The organism is Pediococcus acidilactici DSM 20284 (assembly GCF_000146325.1).
Classification (GTDB): Bacteria; Bacillota; Bacilli; order Lactobacillales; family Lactobacillaceae; genus Pediococcus; species Pediococcus acidilactici.
In genome coordinates this window covers 1,102,958-1,127,799 of sequence record NZ_GL397067.1, presented here as the reverse complement: position 1 = coordinate 1,127,799, position 24,842 = coordinate 1,102,958, and the positions used below count along the sequence as shown (strand labels likewise).

Annotated in this window: 20 protein-coding genes; 17 read left to right on the top strand and 3 right to left on the bottom strand. The window is 43.9% G+C overall.

Annotated elements, in window-relative coordinates:
- Positions 1-189 precede the first annotated feature (189 nt).
- The gene (locus HMPREF0623_RS05525) at positions 190-1,230 is read right to left on the bottom strand and encodes an oxidoreductase (RefSeq protein ID WP_004166240.1); all 1,041 of its coding nucleotides are present in this window, start codon (positions 1,228-1,230) and stop codon (positions 190-192) included.
- A gap of 120 nt (positions 1,231-1,350) precedes the next feature.
- Positions 1,351-2,595: a peptidase T gene (pepT, locus tag HMPREF0623_RS05520; protein ID WP_002829607.1), complete on the bottom strand. Its 1,245-nt coding sequence runs from the start codon at positions 2,593-2,595 to the stop codon at positions 1,351-1,353.
- Between the two features lie 230 nt (positions 2,596-2,825).
- Here pepT and HMPREF0623_RS05515 point away from each other — a divergent pair, with 230 nt between their 5' ends.
- The 13 genes from HMPREF0623_RS05515 to HMPREF0623_RS05455 all read left to right on the top strand — a co-directional run bounded on the left by HMPREF0623_RS05515 (position 2,826) and on the right by HMPREF0623_RS05455 (position 19,359).
- Positions 2,826-4,016, top strand: coding sequence for a betaine/proline/choline family ABC transporter ATP-binding protein (locus HMPREF0623_RS05515; protein ID WP_002829609.1), 1,191 nt, complete (start codon positions 2,826-2,828; stop codon positions 4,014-4,016).
- Complete coding sequence (locus HMPREF0623_RS05510; RefSeq protein ID WP_002829611.1) at positions 4,016-4,651, top strand: ABC transporter permease; 636 nt, start codon at positions 4,016-4,018, stop codon at positions 4,649-4,651. Before HMPREF0623_RS05515 ends, HMPREF0623_RS05510 begins: the two co-directional genes overlap by 1 nt.
- Complete coding sequence (locus HMPREF0623_RS05505) at positions 4,652-5,578, top strand: osmoprotectant ABC transporter substrate-binding protein (RefSeq protein WP_002832492.1); 927 nt, start codon at positions 4,652-4,654, stop codon at positions 5,576-5,578.
- A complete protein-coding gene (locus HMPREF0623_RS05500; RefSeq protein ID WP_002829614.1) occupies positions 5,578-6,231 on the top strand; it encodes an ABC transporter permease in 654 nt (217 codons plus the stop codon). Before HMPREF0623_RS05505 ends, HMPREF0623_RS05500 begins: the two co-directional genes overlap by 1 nt.
- A gap of 275 nt (positions 6,232-6,506) precedes the next feature.
- On the top strand, positions 6,507-9,212 hold the full coding sequence (locus HMPREF0623_RS05495; RefSeq protein ID WP_004166238.1) for an HAD-IC family P-type ATPase: 2,706 nt from the start codon (positions 6,507-6,509) through the stop codon (positions 9,210-9,212).
- A gap of 32 nt (positions 9,213-9,244) precedes the next feature.
- The gene (locus HMPREF0623_RS05490; RefSeq protein ID WP_004166237.1) at positions 9,245-11,182 is read left to right on the top strand and encodes an ABC transporter ATP-binding protein/permease; all 1,938 of its coding nucleotides are present in this window, start codon (positions 9,245-9,247) and stop codon (positions 11,180-11,182) included.
- A gap of 157 nt (positions 11,183-11,339) precedes the next feature.
- Positions 11,340-12,683 (top strand): amidohydrolase family protein, encoded by a 1,344-nt coding sequence (locus tag HMPREF0623_RS05485; protein WP_004166236.1) that lies wholly within the window; start codon positions 11,340-11,342, stop codon positions 12,681-12,683.
- A gap of 22 nt (positions 12,684-12,705) precedes the next feature.
- Positions 12,706-14,031 carry a uracil-xanthine permease family protein gene (locus tag HMPREF0623_RS05480; RefSeq protein ID WP_004166234.1) on the top strand — a complete coding sequence of 442 codons (1,326 nt, stop codon included), beginning with the start codon at positions 12,706-12,708 and terminating at the stop codon, positions 14,029-14,031.
- 289 nt (positions 14,032-14,320) lie between these two features.
- Positions 14,321-15,952, top strand: a complete 1,632-nt coding sequence (locus HMPREF0623_RS05475; protein ID WP_002832485.1) for an ABC-F family ATP-binding cassette domain-containing protein — start codon at positions 14,321-14,323, stop codon at positions 15,950-15,952.
- 153 nt (positions 15,953-16,105) lie between these two features.
- A complete protein-coding gene (locus HMPREF0623_RS05470) occupies positions 16,106-16,552 on the top strand; it encodes a MarR family winged helix-turn-helix transcriptional regulator (RefSeq protein ID WP_002829626.1) in 447 nt (148 codons plus the stop codon).
- Positions 16,553-16,687: 135 nt separating this feature from the next.
- Positions 16,688-17,599, top strand: coding sequence for a DMT family transporter (locus HMPREF0623_RS05465; protein WP_002832484.1), 912 nt, complete (start codon positions 16,688-16,690; stop codon positions 17,597-17,599).
- 388 nt (positions 17,600-17,987) lie between these two features.
- Positions 17,988-18,413, top strand: coding sequence for a nucleoside-diphosphate kinase (gene ndk / locus HMPREF0623_RS05460; RefSeq protein WP_002829628.1), 426 nt, complete (start codon positions 17,988-17,990; stop codon positions 18,411-18,413).
- A gap of 523 nt (positions 18,414-18,936) precedes the next feature.
- Positions 18,937-19,359, top strand: coding sequence for an Hsp20/alpha crystallin family protein (locus HMPREF0623_RS05455; protein ID WP_002829629.1), 423 nt, complete (start codon positions 18,937-18,939; stop codon positions 19,357-19,359).
- 317 nt (positions 19,360-19,676) lie between these two features.
- On the opposite strand, the gene HMPREF0623_RS05450 is transcribed toward HMPREF0623_RS05455, so the two are convergent.
- Positions 19,677-20,357: an EAL domain-containing protein gene (locus tag HMPREF0623_RS05450; protein WP_002829630.1), complete on the bottom strand. Its 681-nt coding sequence runs from the start codon at positions 20,355-20,357 to the stop codon at positions 19,677-19,679.
- Positions 20,358-20,532: 175 nt separating this feature from the next.
- Here HMPREF0623_RS05450 and HMPREF0623_RS05445 point away from each other — a divergent pair, with 175 nt between their 5' ends.
- The 4 genes from HMPREF0623_RS05445 to HMPREF0623_RS05430 all read left to right on the top strand — a co-directional run bounded on the left by HMPREF0623_RS05445 (position 20,533) and on the right by HMPREF0623_RS05430 (position 24,778).
- Positions 20,533-21,879, top strand: coding sequence for an FAD-dependent oxidoreductase (locus HMPREF0623_RS05445; RefSeq protein ID WP_004166228.1), 1,347 nt, complete (start codon positions 20,533-20,535; stop codon positions 21,877-21,879).
- A gap of 29 nt (positions 21,880-21,908) precedes the next feature.
- The gene (locus HMPREF0623_RS05440; RefSeq protein WP_004166227.1) at positions 21,909-22,463 is read left to right on the top strand and encodes a sugar O-acetyltransferase; all 555 of its coding nucleotides are present in this window, start codon (positions 21,909-21,911) and stop codon (positions 22,461-22,463) included.
- Between the two features lie 204 nt (positions 22,464-22,667).
- Complete coding sequence (locus HMPREF0623_RS05435; RefSeq protein WP_004166226.1) at positions 22,668-24,233, top strand: BCCT family transporter; 1,566 nt, start codon at positions 22,668-22,670, stop codon at positions 24,231-24,233.
- 71 nt (positions 24,234-24,304) lie between these two features.
- On the top strand, positions 24,305-24,778 hold the full coding sequence (locus HMPREF0623_RS05430; protein ID WP_002829634.1) for an S-ribosylhomocysteine lyase: 474 nt from the start codon (positions 24,305-24,307) through the stop codon (positions 24,776-24,778).
- The last annotated feature ends 64 nt before the right edge of the window (positions 24,779-24,842 follow it).

The following is a 24,842-nucleotide window of genomic DNA, read 5'->3' as shown; positions in this document are numbered from 1 at the left end:
CGTGTACCAAAAGACAGTTTAACCTACCTAACTAAAAAATCGATCGTGATGTAAATTCATCACGATCGATTTTTAGTTAACGTTCATAAACTATCCGACTTTGGCCCCGCTCTTTTTGGTTAGTAAGATGAAAAGTCAGTTAAGTTGCGGGCAAGTTTCCAGCTTACCCTAACCATTAACGGTTTTAATTTACTTCATTTGATAAAGATGAGGACCTTTTTCAGCGATCCCCGCCTCTAAAATTTCCATGTTCCATAAGGCTTGCTCGTTGGAAACTAATTTGGGGTCGCCGTTGGTAAGGGTAGCGGCGATAGAGTCGTAAACCCGACCATAATCTCCATTAATGGTAGGAATTTGTTTTTCAATCCAATCGCCATTCTGGTTTTTATACTTGACCACCCCAAATTGACTAGGAGCGTCAATTCCAAAATGATCGTCGCCTGGCATGATGCCAAGCTTTAAGTCGTTTTCCTGCTGGTCAATGTCGTACTTAACGTAGGTTCCGTTAGTTCCGTGAAGTAAGAAACGAGGGTAGGGACGCGCGGCTAACGGATTGCTGACCACGGTCGCCTTAAAATTATCGTAGAATAGCTGCGTTTCGTAAAAATCATCGACGGAACTAGCGGGGTTTTGGATTGCCCGGATATCGTAGTTAACTGTCTGAGGTTTGCCAAAAAGCCCCAAAATTTGGTCAAGCATGTGGACGCCCAAGCCGTAAAATTGGCCATCGACTTGGGAACCTTCATGAAGGCTGTCATCGGGACGGTACTTATCAAAATGGGATTCAAGCAACAAGGGCCGGCCCACGTAGCCGCGTTCAATTACCTTTTTGAGGGTCAAGTAGTCGCTATCGAAACGTCGGTTTTGGTAAGGCATCGCCAGTAATTTTTTGGCATCAGCTAGTGCAAAAAGTTCTTTAGCCTCGGCTTGGTTGGCTACGAAAGGTTTTTCGATTAAAACATTTTTGCCGTGTTCTAACGCAGATTTTCCGTATTCAAAGTGGGTGGCCGGCGGCGTACAAACCGTAACTAACTGAACCTCCGGGTCGTTTAAAACCTGCTCAAGGTCGTCGGTAAAGATGGTGTTAGGATCATAAAATCCTTGCTCTTTTTCCGGGTGACGCTGGTGGTTGTAAATGTATTTAATTTTGATGTCGCGTTCTTTAATGTAGGGGATGTGGTAACGGTTGGCACTTTTACCAAATCCAATAATCGCCATTGTCAGTGACATAATTAAGCTCCTTTTCTATTAAAAAAGGACTGGACAACGAGGTTGTCACAGTCCTTAATGTCAAATCGGGTTCCAATTCCTAGTCCTTTTGGCTAACGGAATTTGCCCACTCTTTAAAAATTAATTGTTTTCTTCTGTATTAATACGGTTAATTTCTAACAGCAAGTCAACCGCACGTTCCATGGTTTGAACCGAAACGTATTCGTAACGGCTGTGCATGTTTTCGCCACCCGCAAAGAGGTTAGGGGTTGGGATTCCCATGAAGGAAATCTTAGAACCGTCTGTACCACCACGAACGGGGTAAATATCCGGCTTAATGTCCAAGTTTTCCATGGCCTTCTTAGCGATGTTAACTGGCGTCATGTCTTTTTCGAGAATTTCACGCATGTTGTAGTATTGGTCGTGAACTTCCACGTTGACCCGGTCTTCACCAAATTCGGCGTTCATCTTTTCAGCAATATCCTTCATGGTTTGCTTACGTTCTTCGAACTTTTGCCGGTCGTGATCACGAATAATATAAACTAACTGAGCGTGGTCAGGTGTCCCAGTCATCTTAAAGAGGTGGTAGAAGCCTTCGCGGTCTTCAGTTTCTTCTGGACGATCATGTTCTGGCAATTGGTTGTGGTAGTCAATTCCAACTTGCAAAGCGTTGACCATGAGTCCCTTAGCAACCGCCGTGTGAACTTCGTTACCTTGAATTTCAATCGTTGCTTGCGCAGCGTTGAAAGTTTCGTATTCAAGTTCGCCAAGGGGGCCGCCATCAACGGTGTAAGCGTACTTAGTGTTGAAGTCCTTAGCGTCGAAATGATCTGCACCAGTACCGGTTTCTTCGTCAGGGGCAAATCCAATCCGGATTTCACCGTGTTTTACTTCGGGGTGTTCCTTATAGTAGTCCAACATGGTCATGATGTCGGCAACTCCAGACTTGTCGTCAGCACCTAACAGAGTGAGTCCGTCGGTAGTAACTAAGTCGTGGCCGGCATACTTCTTCAAACTTGGAAAGACGGAAGGTTTCAAAACCCACTTGCCGTCGCCGCTCAAGTCAATGTCAGATTCACCGTCGTAGTTTTTGTGGACTTGAGGTTGGATATTTTCGGCGTTGAAATCAGCTGTATCAACGTGTGAAATGTATCCAATTACGGGAGTGTTACCATCGTCGTTAGCTGGCAACGTTCCAACTACGTAACCGGAAGATGGTTGGGTGTGAACGTCCACTACGCCAACTTCTTCTAATTCTTTTGCTAAAGTTTTTAAGAATTCAACTTCTTTAGGATCAGTGGGAACTGTACTTGAATTAGGGTTTGATCGAGTATTTACTTTTACATATCTTAGAAAACGGGGAAGCAATGTTTCATATTTTGCCATTTTTCTCAGCTCCTTTTAATTTATAGTACTATCTTACAACATCTATTTCTTTTAACAAGTTTTAATCCTCATTAAAACAATAAAGAATTCGGTTACAGCTGGAGGGCTTACGCTGGCGATATTGTACAAGAAAGTGTTATATATGTTATAGTAGCACCCAATGCCTCTGAGACCGAATGTATGGAAACCAAGTTGTTTTAGAGAACAAATAAGGAGATGTTTAAATACAAATGTTACTTGAAATGAGCCATCTGTCAAAGGTTTATCCTGGGAACAAAGTGGCCGTTGATGACTTTAATCTAAACGTCGAAAAAGGTGAGTTTATCTGCTTTATCGGAACTTCCGGTTCGGGAAAAACCACCACAATGAGAATGATTAACCGGATGCTTAAGCAGACATCGGGGACGATTAAAATCAATGGGCAAGATATCGCCAAGATGGATCCGGTTAAACTTCGTCGTAAGATTGGTTATGTAATCCAAAATATTGGGTTAATGCCCCACATGACCATTCGGGAAAATATTACCCTTGTACCAAAATTATTGAAGTGGCCCGAAGAAAAGCGCAATGAGCGGGCTAAAGAAATGATTAAACTGGTTGATTTGCCAGAAGAATATTTGGATCGTTATCCATCCCAACTTTCTGGTGGGCAACAACAGCGAATCGGGGTAGTGCGGGCGCTAGCAGCGGATCAAGACATTATTTTAATGGACGAACCGTTTGGCGCACTTGACCCGATTACTCGGGAAGATTTACAAGACCTCGTTAAGGACTTGCAAGAACGGTTAGGTAAGACTTTCATCTTCGTTACCCACGATATGGATGAAGCATTACGCCTTTCCAGCCGGATCGTAGTCATGACCGGCGGAAAGCAAGTCCAAGTAGATACTCCCGAAAACATTCTACGTCATCCAGCCAATGATTTCGTGGCTAACTTAATTGGACAAGATCGTTTGATCCAAGCTAAGCCAAGTATCACGACCGTTGGGCAAGTGGCGAATAAGCCAGCATCGATTGCGATTGATCAGCCGGTAGTTCGGGCACTTGACATTATGCACAGTCGGCGAGTTGATACGCTATTAGTTACTGACGCCGAAGAACGCCTAAAGGGAATTGTCAGCATCGAAAAGGTTGACGAATATTACCATTCTGGCAAAACCGTTGGGGAAATCATGGATCCGCGGGTATTTTACGTTAACGAAGATTCCATTATTCGGGACACCGTAGATCGTATTTTAAAACGTGGTTTCCGGAACGTGCCGGTAGTTGACAAGAAGGGTCGGTTAACCGGAATTGTTACCCGGGCGACCCTCGTAGACGTGGTTTATGACGCACTCTTTACCGATGATTCAATCGTTGCGGACGGAAACAATTCAAGTCAAACCACAAAGGAGTCTACTAAGAAAGATGGTGATCAATAATGATCAACTTCTTAAATCAGTACGGTGCGGACATTCTTAGCAAGACTGGACAACACATTTATATTTCAGCGGTTGCCCTTGCGCTTGGGATCATCGTGGCGGTGCCCCTCGGGATGCTGCTTACGCGGGCTCCTAAAATTTCAGGGGCGGTAATTGGACTTGCCAGCGTGATGCAAACCATCCCAGCGCTTGCTTTGTTGGCCATCATGATTCCAATCTTCGGAATTGGATCAACTCCCGCAATCGTGGCGCTATTCATTTACTCATTATTACCTATTTTACGGAACACTTATCTGGGATTAACCAGTGTAGACCCTGCGCTAATTGATGCGGCAAAGGGGATGGGCATGAATAGTTTCCAACGGATGTGGAAAGTTGAACTCCAATTAGCGCTTCCGGTAATTATGGCGGGGGTTCGTTTATCAGCAACCTACGTAATTGCCTGGACGGCGTTAGCTTCCTATATTGGGGCGGGCGGTTTAGGTGACTTGATTTTCAACGGTTTGAACTTATACCGTTCCGACTTGATTTTAGGCGGATCGATTCCGGTAATTATCTTGGCATTAGTTGCCGATTTCCTTTTAGGTAAACTAGAAGCCAAACTAACCCCCAAAACAACGCAGGAGGTGGGCTAGATGTTGAAAAAGTTACTGAAGCTGATCCTACCGCTAGGCGTGTTAACCGTAATGCTTTCGAGCTGCGGCTGGCCTGGTTTGAACGGCACCTCGGGAGATACGGTGCGGATTGCAGCCCAAAATACTACTGAACAGCAAATTATGGGCGCAATGATTCAACAGTTAATTGAACATGATACGAATTTAAATGCGGAAGTAATCAACAACTTGGGCTCGGGAACGGTTAGTTTTCAAGCTCAAAAACGTGACGAAGCTGATTTAACTTCGATTCGCTTTAGCGGAACCGACTACCAGACCATTCTGCACGGTCCCCAAGGTAAGTCGCCGCAAGCAGTTAACGATTACGTAAACAAGGAATTCAACCGGCGTTACGATATGACGTACTTTCCAACTTACGGGTTCGCGGACACTTACCAATTTATGGTAACGCAGGACTTTGCGAAGAAACACCATATTGAAACGGTCAGTGATTTGAAGAAAATTGCTCCTAAAATGAAGGTCGGAATCGACCAAACTTGGTTAAGCCGAAAGGGTGACGGTTACGAAGACTTCAAGAAACGTTATGGCTTCCAGTTTGGACACGTATACCCAATGCAAATGGGATTGCTTTACAATGCTTTAGCAAGCAACAAGATGGACGCGGTCCTCGGTTATTCTACGGACGGTCGGGTACGCAGCTACCATTTGAAATTGCTTAAGGACGACCGGCAATTCTTCCCGCCGTACAGCGCGAGTGTCGTTGTTAATAACAAGGCGTTGAAGAAGTATCCGCAATTAGCACCCGTTTTACACAAGTTAGACGGGAAAATTTCGTTGGAAACAATGCAAGAATTGAATTACCAAGTTGATAATAATTTGAAAGAACCATCGGTGGTAGCTAGTGAATTTCTTAAGGCGCACCACTACTTTGAAGGAGGGAAGCACTAATGCAAAGTATGAATATTTGGCAACAACTGTTCTATTACTTCTCGCATAATGGAATGTACGTGCTTTCGGAATTCAGTCGCCACTTTTTGATTTCCATTTACGGGGTCATTTTAGCGGCAATCGTGGGGATTCCTATTGGGATTTTCATCGCGAAAAACCGAAAGATTAGTGATTGGGTGATTGGTTTGGCAAACGTAATTCAAACCATCCCATCCCTAGCGATGCTTTCGATTTTAATGCTTGGGTTAGGCTTGGGAGTATCTACCGTAATCGTGACGGTCTTCCTATATGCTTTACTGCCAATCATTAAAAACACTTATACGGGGATGTTGAACGTAAACGATGCATACCTCGACGCCGGTAAGGGGATGGGGATGACCAAACTCCAAGTGCTTTGGATGATTGAAATTCCACTATCACTATCGGTAATTTTAGCCGGGATTCGAAACGCCATGGTATTGGCGATCGGAATAACTGCGATCGGAACCTTCGTGGGTGCTGGTGGTCTGGGAGATATTATTATCCGCGGAACCAACGCCACAAACGGGGGCGCGATTATCCTTGCCGGAGCGTTGCCAACTGCTTTAATGGCGATCATTGTTGATTTGGTGCTTGGTGCACTAGAAAATCGACTTCGGCGCCGGACACTTTAAAATATACATGGATTTAATCAACGAGCTAAGAGAAATCTTGGCTCGTTTTTTTGTGTTCTATTGCGAGGTAGCCGAAACGTGTTTTGCGCCCCAGCCCTCTTCGGCTAACCCAATCCCGACATCAATCGCCAAACCCGCGATTAATGACGAGATTCAGTTAGTCCTCAAGAGCTACCCGGGGTGCAAAACACTCTGAGCCTTTTTCTTTCCTTCCCCCACCCACCTTTGCTATGCTTTAATTACCAAAAACTATCTATAAATCTAAGGAGGCGCTTATGCACACTAAATCCACATCCGATGACTATGGCGCGGGTCACTCTCCCTCGCCTCATTTTTATCGTTTAACTACTGCGGAGGTCGCTCAAATTCTCCGCACTGATCCCGAGGCGGGGCTCACCGCCACGGAAGCCCAACGACGCTTAGCCGTGGACGGGCCCAACGCTTTGACCGAAAAGAAGACCAGCAATTTAACGCGTTTTTTAAAGCAATTCAACAACAGCATTATCTACATTTTGATTGTTGCTGCAATTGCCACCTTTATGTTGCGAGAGTATTCAGATTCGATCGTTATCGGAATGGTGGTAATTATTAACGCGCTAATTGGTTATTTCCAAGAAGTGAAGGCTTCTAGTGCGGTGGACAAAATTAAACAGCTGTTGCAAGTGGAAGCTACGGTGGTCCGCGATGGGCAACGACTTGACGTTCCTGCCGAAGATCTAGTGGCGGGCGACCTAGTCTTTTTAGAGGCGGGGGACCACGTGCCGGCAGATCTCCGGATCGTGGACGCGGATAACTTGAAAATTCAAGAAGCTGCGCTCACTGGTGAAGCAGATTCTGTTTTAAAAACTCCTACGGCGCTCAAGGAAGAAACTCCCTTAGGGGATCGGGCTAACTCGGCGTTCGCTTCGACTGCGGTTACTAACGGGAGCGGACTTGGAATCGTGGTGGCTACCGCGGAACAAACTGAAATTGGTCAAATTAGTTCCAGCGTCAAGACCGTTAAGAGTAAAACTACCCCGTTAATGCGGGAAATTAATGGATTAGGAAAGTACATTTCGTACGGGATTGTCATTGTAGCCATGTTAGTGGGAATTTACGGCTACCTGACTAAAATCTACTCGTTACCTGTTTTAGTCATTGCGTTGATCACGATGATCGTGGGATCCCTGCCAGAAGGACTGCCCGCAAGTACTTCGGTAGTTTTGGCTATGGGAATTAACAAAATGACCAAGCAAAACGCAATTGTGAAATCTTTGCCGGCGGTAGAAACGTTAGGCTCGGTGAACGTAATCGCAACCGACAAGACCGGGACGTTGACTAAAAATGAAATGACGGTGGAATCCGTTGTTACTAAACAACACGAATTTGAAGTTACGGGAACGGGATACCAACCGGAAGGCACGGTGTGTTTGAATGGTCAGCCGGTGCAACTGACCGAACACCCGGATTTACAAAAATTGATCTTGGCTGGTTATTACGCTAACGACACTGAATTAACGCAAACTGATGGTCAGTGGCAAATTAACGGGGAACCTACCGACGGGGCATTTTTAACCCTGGCGAACAAAGCCTTTCAGCAACGGGTTCCTGAGTGGACCGAAGTGGACATGATTCCGTTTGATTCAGACTATCGTTACATCGCGGAGTTGAGTCAGAGTGCAACTGGTGAAAAATTGATTTACGTAAAGGGTTCTCCCGATAAACTTTTTGAAATGGTTAAGGACGATCCCGATTTTAACTTGACGGAGTGGTACGACCGGGTCTCCCAAATTGCACAAAAAGGGCAACGCGTGGTGGCGGTTGCTTATAAGAAAGCTCCGGCAGAGCAAACCACTTTAACCCATGCAGATTTGCAAAATGGAATGCAATTTTTAGGGGTGGCGGGGATAATTGACCCTCCTCGAGAAGAAACGATTGCGGCGTTGCACGACATGCGGGATGCCGGAGTAAAGGTCAAGATGATTACTGGTGACCATCCGGAAACAGCCACGGCAATTGCGCAAAAATTAGGGTTGGACGACCAAATTAGGGCAATTACTGGTGCAGAAATTGACCGCTTGGATGATGAAACCTTGCGGAAAGTTATCCAAAATTACAATGTTTTTGCGCGGACCACGCCGAATAATAAGTTACGCATTGTAGAAGCTTACCAAGCTAACGGATTGGTTACCGCGATGACGGGGGACGGAGTAAATGATGCGCCCGCCTTGAAACGCGCCGATATCGGAATTGCGATGGGGATTAAGGGGACTGACGTGGCAAAGGAATCGGCGGATATGATTCTCACCGACGATAACTTTGCGACCCTTTCCAAAGCGATCCGCGAAGGTCGCCGGGTTTACGACAACATTAAGAAGACGATCCGCTTCCTATTGCCGACTAGTTTTGCGGAAGGGTTAATCGTGCTCCTATCGATTATTAGCCAACAAGAATTGCCGTTGGTACCGACCCAATTACTCTGGATCAACATGGTATCGGCGATCACGATTCAATTTGCTTTCTTGTTTGAACCCGCAGAAGAGGGCATTATGCAACGGCGACCGCGTCCGGCGGGAAGGGCGTTCTTAAACCGGGCGGACGTAATCCAAATTATTTACGTTTCGATTTTAATTGCCGGACTAGGAATGGTCGGCTTCGACTGGCTTCGTGGTCAGGGAATCAGCGAATTAGTGGCTAGCACGGTGACGGTAAACATCATCGTCTTTGGTAAAATTTTTTACCTCTTCAATATTCGAACACCAAAGCCAGCACTTTCTACGGATGTTTTCCGTAATTGGCATATTTTTTGGATAATCGGGGTTCTATTAGTGTTACAATTGGGATTAACTTATTTACCGTTCATGCAAGCGATTTTCAGCACTGCGGCAATGAGCGGCATGCAATGGTTGATTCCGGTCGTGGCTGGAATTGTAGTTCTCGTGGTGACCGAAGTCGATAAGTACTTCCACCCAGGACACTTTAAGCAAGTCCATGCAGACTAACTTGCAGAATATAGATCATAAGAGGAGAAAATATGAGTTTACTTGAAGTCCAAAACGTGCATAAATCTTATTATTTAGGCGATGAAGAATTCAAGGTCCTCAAGGGGATTAACTTGAAATTCGATCGTGGAGAATTTGTCTCGATTTTAGGTGAATCGGGTGGCGGAAAATCGACCTTGATGAACATTATCGGGGGCTTGGACCACCAGTACGAAGGCGACGTGGTCTACAACGGCCAATCGCTTCATTCCGCAAAGCCGAAGGTGTTAGACGCTTACCGGCGGGAAAACATTGGCTTTATTTTCCAAAGTTTCAACTTGATTAGTCACCTGAATATTTTAGATAACGTGCTCGTTTCCTTGGAAATGACCTCGTTATCCCATGCTCAACGAGTGGCCCGGGCTAAGGAACTGTTGACCCGGGTGGGGTTGAAAGAGCACATGCGGAAACATCCTAACCAATTATCAGGGGGCCAAAAGCAACGGGTCGCCATTGCCCGGGCTTTAGCAGGAGATCCGGATGTGATTATCGCCGACGAGCCCACCGGTGCGTTAGATAGTCAAAATACCCAAGAGGTTCTCGAAATTTTGGCATCGATTGCTAAGGATGGCAAGCTGGTAATTGCGGTTACCCATTCTCAAGAAGTAGCTGACTTTGGTACCCGAGTGGTTCATTTGGACGACGGAGTGATTCATGGTGAAGCTAACTTGCGGGATCCTTATCCGGTTCCTGCGGCAGAAAAAGGCTTCCAGCCCAAGCATTTGACCTTTGGGGACGCGTTACAAATGGCACTCAAACACATGGGGTACAATTTAAAACGCAACCTGTTGATTATTTTCGGTGCTTCGATCGGGATCTTTTCGGTAATCTTAATGCTGGGATTAGGTAACGGGGTGACTGGGTATATGAACGACCAGATTTCGTCGCAAATTAACCCGACCGCGGTGCAAGTTAGCAAAAATGCTACTCCTGAACAAATGCAAGATGGCCAGGGAATCACGATGGCGGATGCGGATTACCGCCGCTTCCAGAAGATGGACCATGTCAAGTCGGTCGAACGCGGTTATTACCTGCAATCGGCTAAGGTGGTTAAGGAAAAGAAGTCAACGACCTTACAAGTTTTACAGACTTGGAATAAGACTGAGCGGGTCAACGACATTAAGTATGGACACTTACCACACGCAAATGAAATCTTGTTAGATAAGGCGTCAGCGAAGAAGTTGGACAAGCATTACAAAAACGTGGTCGGCAAAAAAGTGACCATTTTTGTAACCACCGTTGATGACCAAAAACGGCCGGTGCAATTGCAAAAAGAAGTCACGGTTTCGGGGGTAATTACGTCCGGGACCAGCGCCATTAACTACAACACTTTAAAGGGAATGTTTACGGACCAAAAGCTTTCCTTTAGCCCTAACTTCCTCACGGTTAACGTTGATCAAGTTACGAACGTTAAGGACGTTCAAAACAAGATTAAGGGTTATAAGCATCAGGTGAAGGGCAAGCAACGGGCAACCTACGCAATTACCGGCGTAGGAGCAATCCTAGACTCGTTAAACACCTACATTATGCTGGCCTTCTACGTTCTAGCGGGAATTGCGGGAATTTCACTACTAGTTTCGGCAATCATGATCATCGTGGTACTTTACATTAGCGTTGCCGAACGGACCAAAGAAATTGGGATTCTTCGGGCAATTGGTGCACGGCGAAAAGACATCCGTAACTTGTTTGTTTCCGAAGCCTTTTTCCTCGGTTTGTTCTCTAGTGTGTTTGGTTCGGTGCTCGCCTTGTTAGCTCAATGGGGTGCCAACCAGTTGTCACAGAAACACATTGACTTTGCGATCATCGGAATTACTCCGGGATACATTACTTTTGGAGTGATTATCAGCGTGGTAATTAGCCTCTTGGCGGCCTTTACGCCGTCCCGTAAGGCTTCTAAACTGGATCCGGTGGAAGCTTTGGCAACGGAATAAAATTAAAAGTCTAAGTAATCGGCGCTGACTTAAGGCTAGGAAATTTGTTTCCTGGCCTTTTTTGGTGCGCTTTTGAAAACAATGTTCGTTAAAATCGGTCATAAAAACCGTTTTTAATTAAATATATTTCGTGATAATATAAAAAGAATGAAAGGGAGTGGGGATAATTAACTATAAAAAAATTATTAAGGGTTCCTTCTTTTCGGCTGAATCAACCCAAAAAGTTAATTTTGTTAAGGACGCGTTAGTGGTGATTGACGAAAAGGGAATGATTGATAATATCGTCTTGCCCAAAGAGGACAAATATCGCGATCTTTTAGTAAAAGCTCGGACCGCTAAAAAGTTAATCGAATTAGCCGACGATGAATACCTCTTGCCAGGCTTTATTGATTTACATATTCACGCTCCCCAATGGCCGCAAGCAGGGATGGCGTTAGATAAACCGTTGAACGAATGGCTAGACGAATATACTTTTCCGTTGGAAGCCAAGTACCAAGATACAGATTTTGCTAGAAAAAGTTATCACCACTTAGTGCGTAATTTAGTTAATAACGGCACCACTACCGCGCTGTATTTCGGCACAATTCATGAAGCAGCAAACTTAGTTTTAGCGGAGGAATGCAACCAGCTCGGGCAACGGGCGTTTATTGGTCAGGTAGTAATGGATAACCCTGAGCAAACCCCAGCCTACTACCGCAATGCTTCTACCAAAACAGCAATAAATAGTACGGTCAATTTTATTGAAAAAATCCAGGAAGAGTTTTCAAAAGCACCAATTTTTCCGGTGGTCACCCCACGATTTATTCCAAGTTGTTTAGATGAAACGTTACTGGAGTTAGGCAAGTTAGCGCGGGAACGCAATTTGCTGATTCAATCCCACTGTAGTGAAAGCGATTGGGAACACGGCTATGTAATGGACCGGTTTGGTAAATCAGATGCAAAAGTTCTTCAGGAAATGGATCTGCTCACCGACCGCTCGATTATGGCGCACGGGACGTTATTAGGAGAAGATGACTTAGCAATTTTCCAACAGACTCACGCCGCAATTGCTCATTGTCCGATTTCTAACGCCTACTTTGGAAATGCGGTACTCCCGGTCAGAAAAATTTTGGAGAAAATAACGGTTGGGTTAGGTTCGGATATTTCAGGTGGCTTTTCTGCTAGCATTTACCGAAACATTCAACAGGCAATTATTTCCGCCAGAATGCTTGAAGACGGGGTAGATAACCGGGTGGCCGCTAAGCAGCGAGGCGTAGCTAATTCGCGGATTTCAGCAATGCAAGCATTTTATATGGCAACGGTCAACGGAGCCCGCGCGCTTCACATCCCGGCCGGTCAGATCAAGCGGGGATGTTACGCTGATTTGCAAATTGTAAGGGACGGCTTGGCGGAGATTTCTTCAACCGCTCCGACAGATATTTTTTCAAGGTTAATGTATCAAACTAACCTAGACGATATTTCAAAAGTATTGATTGCCGGAAATTTAGTTAGTCAAAAGTAAGCATAGGAGAAGTATTTCAATAATGGAAGAAAAACATAGTAACTTATTTATCGGGCCCGACGATAAAATTGGCAATGGTGAGGCAAGCTTATTAGGATTACAGCACGTTTTGGCAATGGACGTCTACGTTCCGCCGGTCATTTTAGCAATGATGTTGTCGATGTCCTTTAGCGAAAAAATGGGACTTTTACAGGTGGCTTTCTTAGCGGCCGGAATCGGGACCATCATTCAAACCGCTGTTTTCATGAAAATGCCAATTTCTCAGGGACCTTCTTTTGTTCCGCTGACGGCAGCGTCGGGGATTGTCCTCGCTAGCGGTGGGCTCCAAAAAGGGATGGCTACCTTGCTGGGAGCGCTCATCGTGGGAGCAATTTTGCTTATATTATTGGGAATATCCGGTGTTTTTTACAAGATTATTCAAACTTTGGTGCCGGCGCTGGTGGGCGGCACCATCATAACTTGCGTGGGACTGTCGCTGATCCCCACTGCGTTAAACAGTAATATTTTTCAAGCTAGCGGCAACATCAACCAAAATATAATTTTGGCTGGAATTACGGCAGTTACGCTCTTGATTTCGATTTCAATTAGCATTCACTTTCCTAGTTTACAAAGGATTTTTAGAACTGGAGCAATCATCATTGCGTTATTAGCCGGTACGGTTGCGGCAACCATGATGGGCCGCTTCGACTGGAGCACCGTTAAACAAGCGGCGTGGTTTAGCTTACCGCAAGGCACCGTCTTTCATTACGGAATCACCTTTTCACCAACCGCAATTTTAACTTTTATCATTATTTACGCGATTCTAACGACCGAAACAACGGGAACTTGGTTTGCGATGGGGGCGGTCACTAACCACCAAATTACCAACAAACAATGGAACCGTGGCTTAATTGGGGAAGGAATTAGTTGTCTAATTGCTGCTCTATTAGGGTCTACGCCTGTAACGGGCTATTCCACAAATGCCGGAATTATTTCAATTACCGGAGTGGCCAGTAAACGGGTGTTCATTTCGGCTGGAATCTGGTTCATCGTGCTCGGCTTCTTTACTAAGATTTCGGCGTTTCTGTCCGCCATTCCGGCCCCAGTGATTGGCGGCGTGTTTGCGATTATCTGCGTAACCATTATGCTAAACGGCTTGCGAGTTATCCGTAACCTCCAAGAAAAAGATGGCGACATATACGTAATTGGGATTCCGATTGTTTTGACCTTCGCGCTAGTATTAATTCCCACAACGGTGGTGAAGGAAGCCCCTCAGATGGTACAATATTTACTAGGCTCGCCAATCGCGGTTGCGGCTATGGTGGCAATCATTTTGAATTTGGTGGTGTCCACCGGAAAAAATAAGTAAACCTGCTTAACCAAGCCGATGCGAGAGCTTCAGTAAAAGAAAGTTGCTCGGATATAGTAGGTATGTTAGATTAAAAAGATTGAAGGATATTGAGGCTGGGAAACCATTTTGGACTGTTAACTTTAACAGTGCCAGAACGTGTGCCAAAAGTCAGTTTGTTCTGCTTAACCAAATCCCCCATCAACCGCCTAGATTGCGATTAATGGGGGATTCAGTTAATGCTCGTAAATACCGACTTTTGTCCCACTCTCTTTTATTTTTGCCTTTTGTTAGTATATGGAGGAAATCAATGATAACTGTAACGGATATGAGCATGCAATTTTCAGATCGAAAATTGTACAGCGACGTTAATTTAAAATTTACCCCGGGCAATTGCTACGGGATTATCGGCGCAAACGGGGCCGGCAAGTCAACCTTTTTGAAAATTTTAGAAGGAAAATTACAACCGACGTCGGGAAACGTTAGCATTTCGCCTAACGAACGGATGTCGAGTTTGAATCAGGACCACTACGCGTTCGAAGAGTTTACGGTAATGGATACCGTTATTCAAGGTCACCAAAAGTTGTATCAAGTGATGCAGGAAAAGGACGCACTCTATGCTAAGCCTGATTTCTCGGACGAAGACGGGATGAAGGCTGCGGAATTGGAAGCAGAATTTGCGGAAATGGACGGCTGGAATGCCGAAGCAGAAGCTTCTCAATTATTGCAACAGCTCGGAATCGGCGAAGAATTACATTACAGCAAGATGAGTGAACTGACTGAAGGTCAACGCATCAAGGTGTTACTCGGTCAGGCGTTATTTGGCAAGCCGGATATTTTGATCCTAGATGAGCCGACAAACGGGTTGGATCCGCAATCAATCAGCTGGTTAGAAAACTTTTTGGCAGATTTTCCGAACATCGTGATCGTGGTTTCCCATGACCGCCATTTCTTAAACTCGGTCTGCACGATGATGTGCGACGTCGATTACGGCAAAATTGAATTGTTTGTGGGAAACTATGATTTCTGGATGGAATCTAGTGCGCTTGCTAAGCGTTTAGCAGAAAATGCCAACGCTAAAAAAGAAGAACAGATCAAGCAATTACAAGAATTTGTGGCGCGGTTCAGCGCAAACGCCTCGAAATCAAAACAGGCGACCGCCCGGAAGAAGCAGTTGGAAAAAATTACGCTGGACGACATCAAACCATCTTCGCGTAAATATCCGTTTATCCGGTTTAACCCAGCTCGTGAGTTAGGTAATGATTTAGTGCGGGTTGATAAGGTTAGTAAATCAATTGACGGCGTAAAGATTTTGGATAACATTACCTTTACAATTCGTCCCGGAGAAAAGGCCGCAATCTTAAGTCGCAACGATTTAGCGACCACGGTGATGATGCAAATCTTAGCAGGAGAACTTGAACCGGATGAGGGTTCGGTTACATGGGGACAAACTACTGAGCGTAGTTACATTCCTCGCGATATTAATCCATATTTTACTGACGAAAATTTGGACATACTCGAGTGGCTGCGGCAGTACGCTGACAAAGAAGAAAGTGACAACACCTTCTTACGTGGTTTCTTAGGCAAGATGCTCTTTTCTGGGGAAGACGTGTTGAAAAACGTAACGAAACTTTCCGGGGGCGAAAAGGTTCGCTGCATGATTTCAAAAATGATGTTAAGCAAGGCCAACGTTTTGCTTTTAGATGACCCAACTAATCACCTTGACCTGGAATCAATTACCGCACTAAATGAAGGGTTAACCGAGTTTAAGAGTTCCATTATTATGACTTCTCACGATCATGAATTTATTCAAACGACGGCCGATCACATTATTGAAGTTTCAGATCGTGGAGTGGTAGAACGGGCAGATACCACTTACGATGAATTTTTAAAACATGATGTAGTCCAACAACAAGTTCAACAACTATATATGGATAAATAGTTTGTTTTATAAAACCTTTTTAACATAATATATTGTAAAACATCGGGTTAATGTGTTACCATTTTAAGCGTTGCCTTGACTATAATTATTAGTGTGTTAAAATTTAATAGTGTTTAAGGTTTTTGGAGAGTTAGAAAGAAAAGAGGAAAAATAATGGAACAAGCAGATATTTCATTTATTGCTCAAGCATATAATAAGAGTATCAAGTTGATTGGAACATTGCTCGAAAGTAAAATTTCTGATCCACAAGTATCCTTTGATATGTTTATGATCATGCATATAATCGAACAATCTGGTAGTGAACCAATTACTTTGAGTGAAATTGCAGAGACACAAGAAGTAACTAAAAGTGCAATCTCACGTAAAGTAGGGACTTTACTTGACCTAGGTTTAATCGAACAAAAGAGCGATCGGGTAGATCGGCGGAAGAAGTATTTAACGTTGACTAACCGTGGTCGCGAAATGTATTGGAAAAATGATAAGATCTTTAAGGAAATGTTAGACGACGTGGCTAAACGCTATGGTAAAGACGATTTCTTGAAGACACTTGAACACATCAATAAGATCGTTGAAGTTATTAAAGACACGATGGATAACTAATTAAAAGCTACCGTAAGAAGCAGGGCAGAGGTCCTGTCTTTTTATTTATCAAGCCTTAATTCTTTACGGAAGGAAGGTTTTTTAGATATAATTTTTAGTGATATTGTAAATTAATAAATTGGTGAGGTTACTGAGATGGAGAATAATTTGACAAACAAGCAGGTGGGAAAAGGAATTTTTTGGGCCCTCATTGCTTCCTGTATGTGGGGAATTTCTGGTACGGTATTGCAGGTAATCTCTCAGGGAGAAAGTATTCCGGCTTCATGGTTTTTGTCCGCACGGACGAGTGGAGCAGGAGTTCTCTTACTCATTATCAGCTTTATCAAGTATCGGATGCGCATTTTTGATGTTTTTAAATCATTACGAACCGTGTTATGGTTATTTGCTTACGCAATTTTTGGTTTAATGGCTAATTTATTAACCTTCTACATGAGTGTGCAGGAAGGAAACGCGTCTGCGGCCACGATTTTACAATACTTAAGTCCGCTGTTCATTGTTTTGGGCAGTCTGATTTTCAAACACGAACGGCCGATGCGTAGTGATTTAATCGCGTTCGTGATTGCCATGTTAGGGGTATTCTTGGCGATTACCCACGGCAATATTCATAGTTTAGCAATTTCAAATAGTGCTTTAATCTGGGGGATTCTCTCTGGGGTAACGGCCGCGTTTTACGTTGTTTTGCCTAAGCCGATCACCAAAGACCATTCTCCAATGATCGTCTTGGGTTGGGCGTTAATCATTGGCGGAATTTTGTTCAATATTCACCAACCAGTGTGGGTTAACACTCCTGAAATTACGACGCGATTGGTATTGTCAATGGCTACCGTAATTTTAGTCGGAACCATCTTGCCATTCTGGGCATTGTTACATAGCTTGAACTTTGCTCCATCGGCAGTGGTTAGCATTTTGGACGCTGTGCAACCGGTAGTGACCTTTGTATTAAGCTTGTTGTTCTTAAACTTGAAGTTCAACATCACCGAATTGATTGGCTCAATCTTAGTGATTGTAGCGATTACGATTATTCAAAAGTTCCGGTCGGAGCCCTGAAGATAGCATAATGTAAATTAAGAAAAGCGTGGGACAAAATTCGGATAGTTTGCGAGCATTAACTAGAAATTGGCCATGATGCCTGAATTTGGCATCATGGCCAATTTTTGGTTAAGCGGAAAAAACTAACTTTTGGCACACGTTTTGGCTCTATTGAAGCCAAAACATTAAAACAACTTTTTAAGGACCTTTTCATCCTTGAAAAGTATTTTTTAGTTAAAACAGCTTTAAAATGAAGTTCAAATCAACTTCAATCTAAGTTCACAAAGTGCTAAAATTAGTGTTTCTTAATAAACCCATAAAAATTATGTTTGGTGAGCGAAAAATTTATAACGAGTACGTTTCCTAGTATATAATTAGGGTATGAAAATCCAAGGGGGATGCGCATATGAGTGAAGAGAGAACTTTGATTTTAATTAAACCAGACGGAGTGCAATGTGGACACGTAGGCCACGTGCTTTCCCGAATTGAAAATCGGCGTTATGAACTTAAGGCGTTAAAGATGATTAACGCGACTAAGGAACAACTTCGGCAACACTATTCCCAACTGGTGGATAAACCATATTATCCAGGAATTGAAGAATTTATGACGAGTGGCCCATTGGTAGCAATCATTGCGGAGGGTGATGAAATCATCGAAACTTTCCGGAAGATGGCGGGACCAACGAATCCAAGTGAAGCAATGCCAGGAACAATCAGGGGCGACTTTGCAAGGGCGTGGGGACCAGGCCCAATTAAGAATGTGGTCCACAGCTCGGATAGTAGGGAAAGCGCAGAAAAAGAAATTAAGATTTGGTTTCCGGAAAGAAATTAGAGTGTTTTGAAATCCGGGTAGCTCTTGAGGACTAACAGAATTAGGGACTAATTGCGGGTTAAGCAATTGGTCCCTAATTTAGTTAGCCGGAGAGAGCTGGATTTCAAAACACGTTTCGACTATACAGCAGTGGAGCGGAAGAAAATTGGTGACTTTCACGCGTTTCGACTACATAGCAATAGAAAGTTAGGGACTAATTGCGGGTTAAGCAATTGGTCCCTAATTTAGTTAGCCGGAGAGAGCTGGATTTCAAAACACGTTTCGACTATGCAGCAGTGGAGCGGAAGAAAATTGATGACTTTCACGCGTTTCGACTATGCAGCAGTAGAATCGGAAAAAATTGACTCTCAGGTGCTTTTTATTTGCAAAATCAAGGCATTTTTTGCCAAATAAATTTGGTCAAAGAAAGTCAAATAAAAAGTTTGACTTTCTTTGACCAATGCACTACAATAAGAAAGTGAAGAGATGAGGTAAACAAAAACCTCATCGATCATTTTGGTTATTTGGAAAGGGGTTTTGTTTTATGGCTAATGAAATGATGAATCGTAGGAATGATATGTGGGATCCATTCTTTGACCGGTTGGCACGTGGATTTTTCAACGACAGCTGGAACGCAACTCCAACTAGCTTAAAGACTGACGTTAGTGAATCGGATAAGGACTACAATGTTAAGATTGATGTTCCGGGCATTGACAAGAAGGACATTAAGCTAAACTACCAAGATGGTGTTTTGAATGTCGAAGTTAAGAAAGATAGCTTCGCAGATCATGAAGACAAGGAACACAACGTTACCATGACTGAACGGAACTACGGAATCATGCACAGAAGCTACTCCTTGCCAGGGGTTAAGGCAAGCGATATCAAGGCTAAGGTTAATAACGGTGTGTTGAGTATCACACTACCAAAGACCAATGACGATTCTAGTTCAGGAATTGAAATTGAATAGTGGTTAGTTTGTTAAAGGTGCGGGAAACGCACTAGTTTAAAGCAAAAGGCGTCTACAGCTGGAAAACTGTGGGCGCCTTTTTTAATCAGTTCTTTTAAACAAAAAAGGGGAAATTATTTTGAAGATGTTAATTTTAACAACGCCAAAAGTCAGTTGGTTTCGCGTAACCCAAAAACGACCATTATGCCAAATTTAGGCGTAATAGTTATTTTTTCAGTTAATGCTTACCAGCTGCTCGGCTTCTGTCCCAGGTTAATAGGCATAATGGGTTAAAAAACTCGCTAATTATAGTAAACTATGCGAAATTGATAATATTTTTAGTCAGGGTCGCTATCGTAAATTTTCATCAAGGCTGGTTTGCCATAATAATAGCCTTGGCGTAGGTCAATCTTCATTCGGTCTGCCCAAGCATCGTCTTGGTCATCCTCGATGCCTTCAAGAATAAAACGCATCTTATGCTCAGCGGCGATTTTTTGCCAAAACGCAACGTGGTGCTCAGCGTTGGTTTCACTCAAGTGCTCTTTATAATTTTGTAAAGCGTACTTGAGTTCACTAGTATAGGGCAACAGCGATTTTATCTCTGGCCAAGTGTTAATTCCGCTACCCACGTCGTCAAGGCAGAATTGAATTCCCAAATCATTCAAGTTTTGTACCGTAGGAATCAGTTCTTGGTTAGTTACCGCGGGATTTACTGCATCTTCAATTAACTCAATAACTAGCTTAACTGGTCGTAAAACAGCCTGGGCCATAATGAGTGCATGGATGAGGTGCTGATCTTGAATCTGATGGCGGTCAACATTGACGGAAACTGAGCCGACCTTTAACGATAGTTCTTTTACCGTGGCAATTAGGGTATCGGCCATCGTTTTGGCGGGAATCGCCGAAAATGATTTGGGCATTCGCCAAGCGCCGTCCCGGTACTGCTTAATTAATAGTTCGTAACCTAATACGGATTGAGCAACGGTATTCAATTGTGGTTGGATGAAGAATCTAAACATTAAAGACAATACTCCTCGAATTTGAATTGTGATGCAAAAAATTATCGCGATACACCTTTTTTGATGTATCGTAAATTAACTATTATAATTGTTTTGTTATGGAATGATAACTTTTGGGAATAGATTTTTTGGAAATATTAAAACTGTCTATAGTATAGACTAATTAGGAGGAAAAATGAAAGTAGCAATTATCGGATGTACCCATGCCGGAACCGCTGCGGTTCGTGAAATTATTAGACAAGACCCCACTACCGAGGTAAATATTTATGAAAGAAATGATAACATTTCGTTTCTTTCCTGCGGGATTGCCTTGTATTTAAATGGCCGGGTTAAGCAACTTGAAGATATGTTTTACGATAGTGCCGAAGACATCCGTACTGAAAACATTCACGTAAATCTGCGTCATGACGTGATCCGAATTAACCGGCAAAAAAAAGAGTTAATGGTGCAAGACATGGATGATTTCACCGTTAAGCGGGAAAAGTATGACAAAATCATTATGTGTACCGGTTCAATGGTGTCCTTACCGCCAATCAAGGGAGTTAATCACGCGCGGGTAATGTTATGTAAGAATTATGAACAAGCACAACTTTTACATGAAAAAGTGAAGGATGCGCGGCGAGTTGCCTTAGTAGGTGGTGGTTACGTTAACGTTGAATTGGCTGAAAGTTTGGTGGACACTAACCACGAAGTAACCCTTTTTCAAAGCCACGAAGATATTTTAAATAATTACGTGGACACCCCGTTGAGTGCTAAAGTTATTAAACTATTGAATGATCACCACGTGAAGGTGGAAACCAACAGCAAGGTGGTCTCATTTACCGATAAAGTCAGTGAGTTATTGATTACGACCGCAGATGGCCGCGAATTTGCTACCGACGTGGCGGTTGTGTCGACCGGGTTCGTTCCGGTTACCGACTTATTGCGTGGGGAAGTGAAAATGGACCGGCGCGGGGCAATCATCACTAATGAATATGGACAAAGTTCGGATCCCGACATTTACGTGGCGGGTGACTTACGAACTATTCATTACAACCCTACCAACACTCCCGAATACATCCCCTTAGCCACGAATGCCGTCCGTCAGGGTACTTTAGCTGGGATCAACATCTTTGGCAATCAGTGGCCGGAAATGGGCGCTCAGGGGACCTCGGCAATTGCTCTCTTTGGACACACCTTATCGATGACGGGTTTGACCTATCAACGGGCGTTAAATGCGGGTATTGATGCTGATTATGTCCTATTTGAAGATAACTATCGTCCAGAATTTATGCCGTCGACCACCAAAATAACGAGTATAATGGTTTATGAAAAAAGGGGTTTGCAAATTTTAGGGGCCCAATTCTATAGCAAACACGATGTTTCACAGTCGGCCAACCTAATTTCTCTAGCAATTCAAAACCAGAATACGCTTAAGGACTTAGCGTTTGTGGATATGCTATTCCAGCCGTATTACGACCGACCGTTTAACTTTATTAACTTGGCTGCCCAAGCTGGGTTACGTAAAATTGGACTGCTTTAAACAAATTGAGTGAGGAAGCGGAATGTTAGATGAGTAAAACTGAACGAGCAAAAATGACGGCGGGAGAACCCTATCAGCAGTTTGATCCGGAATTAATTGAACGGCGGAAATTCATTCGCCAACGGATTCAGCAACTGAACCAAGAAGTTGATAACGAACGGCGTAATCAAGGATTTAAAAAACTGCTCGGTGACGTGGGCAATGATTTTTTTGTTGAAAGTGACTTTAAATTTGATTACGGATGGAATATTCACGTCGGTAACCACTTTTACGGCAACTACGACATGACCTTCTTAGATACGTGCCCCATCACAATTGGCGAGCACTGTTACTTTGGTCCCAATGTCGGGCTTTACACGCCGATCCATCCCTTGGATCCCGTCCAGCGGAACGCCGACGTTGAAATGGGCGCGCCCATTACGATTGGGGATAGCTGCTGGTTTGGTGGCCGGGTGACCGTCTTGCCCGGGGTGACGTTAGGCAACAACGTCGTGGTCGGTGCTGGTTCAGTGGTCACCAAAAGCTTTGGTGATAACGTGGTAATTGCGGGAAATCCGGCCCGGATCATCAAGACTATCGACTAAATTTGGACTTTTTGTAATTTAGTAGTAACATAATAAACGACAGGTATGACGAACTTCGGGTAAAACCGATCGAGCAACGCTATGCAGGTGTAAATTAAATACGCCAGCCGCGTTGCTTTTTTTGTACCGCAGTCTTAGAACTATTGGGAGGAATTTTTTATCTTACACAGTAAGAATGTCGATCGAGCTGTCTTTTTACCAACGATGGTATTATTCGGGATTGTTTCCATAATCCTGATCATAGGCGGCCCAGCCGTTCAGCAATTAATGAACGCGTTGTTGTCATTCGTTACCAGCAAATATGAATGGATGTATATCTCCATTTATGTGATCAACTTTGTTTTCTTCTTGTTTTTGATTTTTAGTAAATACGGCAAGATTCGATTTGGCAAAGCTGATCCTGACCACGATTTTAGCGGTTTTCAATGGGGAAGCATGGTGTTTGCGACGGCAATTGATGCCAGCATTTTGATGCTGAGTGCCTCGGATCCGTTGCAATATCTGCAACACCCTGCGTTTGGTGCCAAGCCCTTATCCAAAGCAGCGTTTGCTTACGCGAACGTAGTTGGAGAATTTAATTGGGGTCCGATGGCCTGGATGATGTTTGGGACCGCGACGATCGCGATTGGCTATACGATGTACGTGAAAAAAATTCCGGTGCGGCGGTTGAGTACCGTAATTCCCGTTTTGCGCGGCGACCAGCTGTACAAAAAGGTATTGCGGCAACTAATCGACTTTCTCGTGGTGTTTGGCATCATGGGTGGCATTGGTTCGTCGATTGGGATGGAAATCCCGGTCATTGCCCGCGTTTTGAGTATCATTGTGGGTATCAAGGATACTTTGTATCTGAAGTTGTTTTTGTTCTTTATTCTATTGATTTTATTCTCACTAACGGTTTACGCTGGGTTAAACAAGGGGATTAAAAAGTTATCCGCTTGGCACATTTACCTGGCAATCATTTTCTTAGCGATTGTCCTTTTGGTTGGCCCTACTAAATTCTTGGTAGGTTCAGAAGGACAGACGCTAAAATTAATGGGGCAACACTTCACGGCACTATCCTTTAACAAGGCCAACGCTGGTACGAACGGATTTGCCCAACATCAAACCCTCTTTTACTGGGGCTGGTGGTTAGCTTACATGCCGGTAATGGGCTTGTTCATTGCCCGGATTTCGCACGGAAAAACGATTCGGCAAATCATCATTGGAATGATGACTTACGGAGTTGGCGGGTGCCTTTCCTTTTACGCAGTCCTCGGGGGCTACGCATTGTGGTTACAACAATCCGGTACGTTGAACATCGTGCACATTTTAAATACGCAGGGGCAAGCAGCGGTGCAAGCGGCCTTGATTACCACCTTGCCAATGAGTAAATTGATGCTGATTTTGTTCTGCGTCTCGTGCTTTATCTTTTTGGCAACTACGATTTCGTCTTCCGCGTTTATCGTGTCGTCCTTTACCAGTCTGGACTTATCTAACGGACGGCAGCCTAGTCGTTGGAACCGGATGACGTGGGTCATTGTATTTATCTTCTTCTCACTGGGAATTGTGATCGTCGGTGGGTTCGAAGTCGTTCAAGCAATTTGTACGGTAGCCGGCTTCCCACTGATTTTCGTGTGTGCGTTGCTGTTGTATTCCATCTACAAAGACGTTACCAGCTACGCGCCAATGCAAGCGAAGGTTCCCAGCTACTTGCCAGTTGTTCACTTACGGCCGATGCAACGCTTAGTCTTCAATCACTACTTGCACAACCTTGGCCAAGATGATTTCTAAAAGGAAGACTTTTAGGAAAATTCGGCTTACAATAGGTATGTAACCAATATTTGATGAAGGGATGAGTTTCTATGGCAAAAGTAGAAAGCTTTGAATTAGACCATACCAAGGTTAAAGCACCTTACGTACGGTTGATCGCTGTCGAAGAGGGCAGCAAGGGTGACCAAATTTCCAATTTTGACTTACGACTTGTTCAACCAAACGAAAACGCAATTCCAACGGCGGGTTTGCACACCATTGAACATCTGTTAGCTGGATTAATGCGGGATCGCATGGACGGAATTATTGATTGTTCACCATTTGGTTGCCGGACAGGTTTCCATTTAATCGTTTGGGGTACACCAACGACTACGGAAGTGGCTAAAGCGTTGAAGGGTTCTTTAGAAGCAATCGCAGATGATATTAAGTGGGAAGATGTTCCGGGAACTGACATTTACAGTTGCGGAAATTATCGGGACCACTCGTTATTTTCCGCAAAGGAATGGGCCAAGAAGATTCTTGCGGATGGCATTAGTGACCAACCGTTTGAACGAAATGTGGTTTAATCATTAATTAAATAGCAATTTAAAGAAAGAGCGGTGACCAAACTTTAGTCACGGCTCTTTTTGA

Coding starts and splice junctions, on each gene's coding strand:
- HMPREF0623_RS05480 (WP_004166234.1), top strand. CDS start 12,706: ATGGAAGAAAAACATAGTAACTTATTTATCGGGCCCGACGATAAAATT.
- HMPREF0623_RS05500 (WP_002829614.1), top strand. CDS start 5,578: ATGCAAAGTATGAATATTTGGCAACAACTGTTCTATTACTTCTCGCAT.
- HMPREF0623_RS05465 (WP_002832484.1), top strand. CDS start 16,688: ATGGAGAATAATTTGACAAACAAGCAGGTGGGAAAAGGAATTTTTTGG.
- HMPREF0623_RS05515 (WP_002829609.1), top strand. CDS start 2,826: ATGTTACTTGAAATGAGCCATCTGTCAAAGGTTTATCCTGGGAACAAA.
- HMPREF0623_RS05470 (WP_002829626.1), top strand. CDS start 16,106: ATGGAACAAGCAGATATTTCATTTATTGCTCAAGCATATAATAAGAGT.
- HMPREF0623_RS05440 (WP_004166227.1), top strand. CDS start 21,909: ATGAGTAAAACTGAACGAGCAAAAATGACGGCGGGAGAACCCTATCAG.
- HMPREF0623_RS05450 (WP_002829630.1), bottom strand. CDS start 20,357: ATGTTTAGATTCTTCATCCAACCACAATTGAATACCGTTGCTCAATCC.
- HMPREF0623_RS05445 (WP_004166228.1), top strand. CDS start 20,533: ATGAAAGTAGCAATTATCGGATGTACCCATGCCGGAACCGCTGCGGTT.
- HMPREF0623_RS05430 (WP_002829634.1), top strand. CDS start 24,305: ATGGCAAAAGTAGAAAGCTTTGAATTAGACCATACCAAGGTTAAAGCA.
- HMPREF0623_RS05490 (WP_004166237.1), top strand. CDS start 9,245: ATGAGTTTACTTGAAGTCCAAAACGTGCATAAATCTTATTATTTAGGC.
- HMPREF0623_RS05505 (WP_002832492.1), top strand. CDS start 4,652: ATGTTGAAAAAGTTACTGAAGCTGATCCTACCGCTAGGCGTGTTAACC.
- HMPREF0623_RS05510 (WP_002829611.1), top strand. CDS start 4,016: ATGATCAACTTCTTAAATCAGTACGGTGCGGACATTCTTAGCAAGACT.
- HMPREF0623_RS05435 (WP_004166226.1), top strand. CDS start 22,668: ATGGTATTATTCGGGATTGTTTCCATAATCCTGATCATAGGCGGCCCA.
- pepT (WP_002829607.1), bottom strand. CDS start 2,595: ATGGCAAAATATGAAACATTGCTTCCCCGTTTTCTAAGATATGTAAAA.
- HMPREF0623_RS05455 (WP_002829629.1), top strand. CDS start 18,937: ATGGCTAATGAAATGATGAATCGTAGGAATGATATGTGGGATCCATTC.
- HMPREF0623_RS05475 (WP_002832485.1), top strand. CDS start 14,321: ATGATAACTGTAACGGATATGAGCATGCAATTTTCAGATCGAAAATTG.
- HMPREF0623_RS05495 (WP_004166238.1), top strand. CDS start 6,507: ATGCACACTAAATCCACATCCGATGACTATGGCGCGGGTCACTCTCCC.
- ndk (WP_002829628.1), top strand. CDS start 17,988: ATGAGTGAAGAGAGAACTTTGATTTTAATTAAACCAGACGGAGTGCAA.
- HMPREF0623_RS05525 (WP_004166240.1), bottom strand. CDS start 1,230: ATGTCACTGACAATGGCGATTATTGGATTTGGTAAAAGTGCCAACCGT.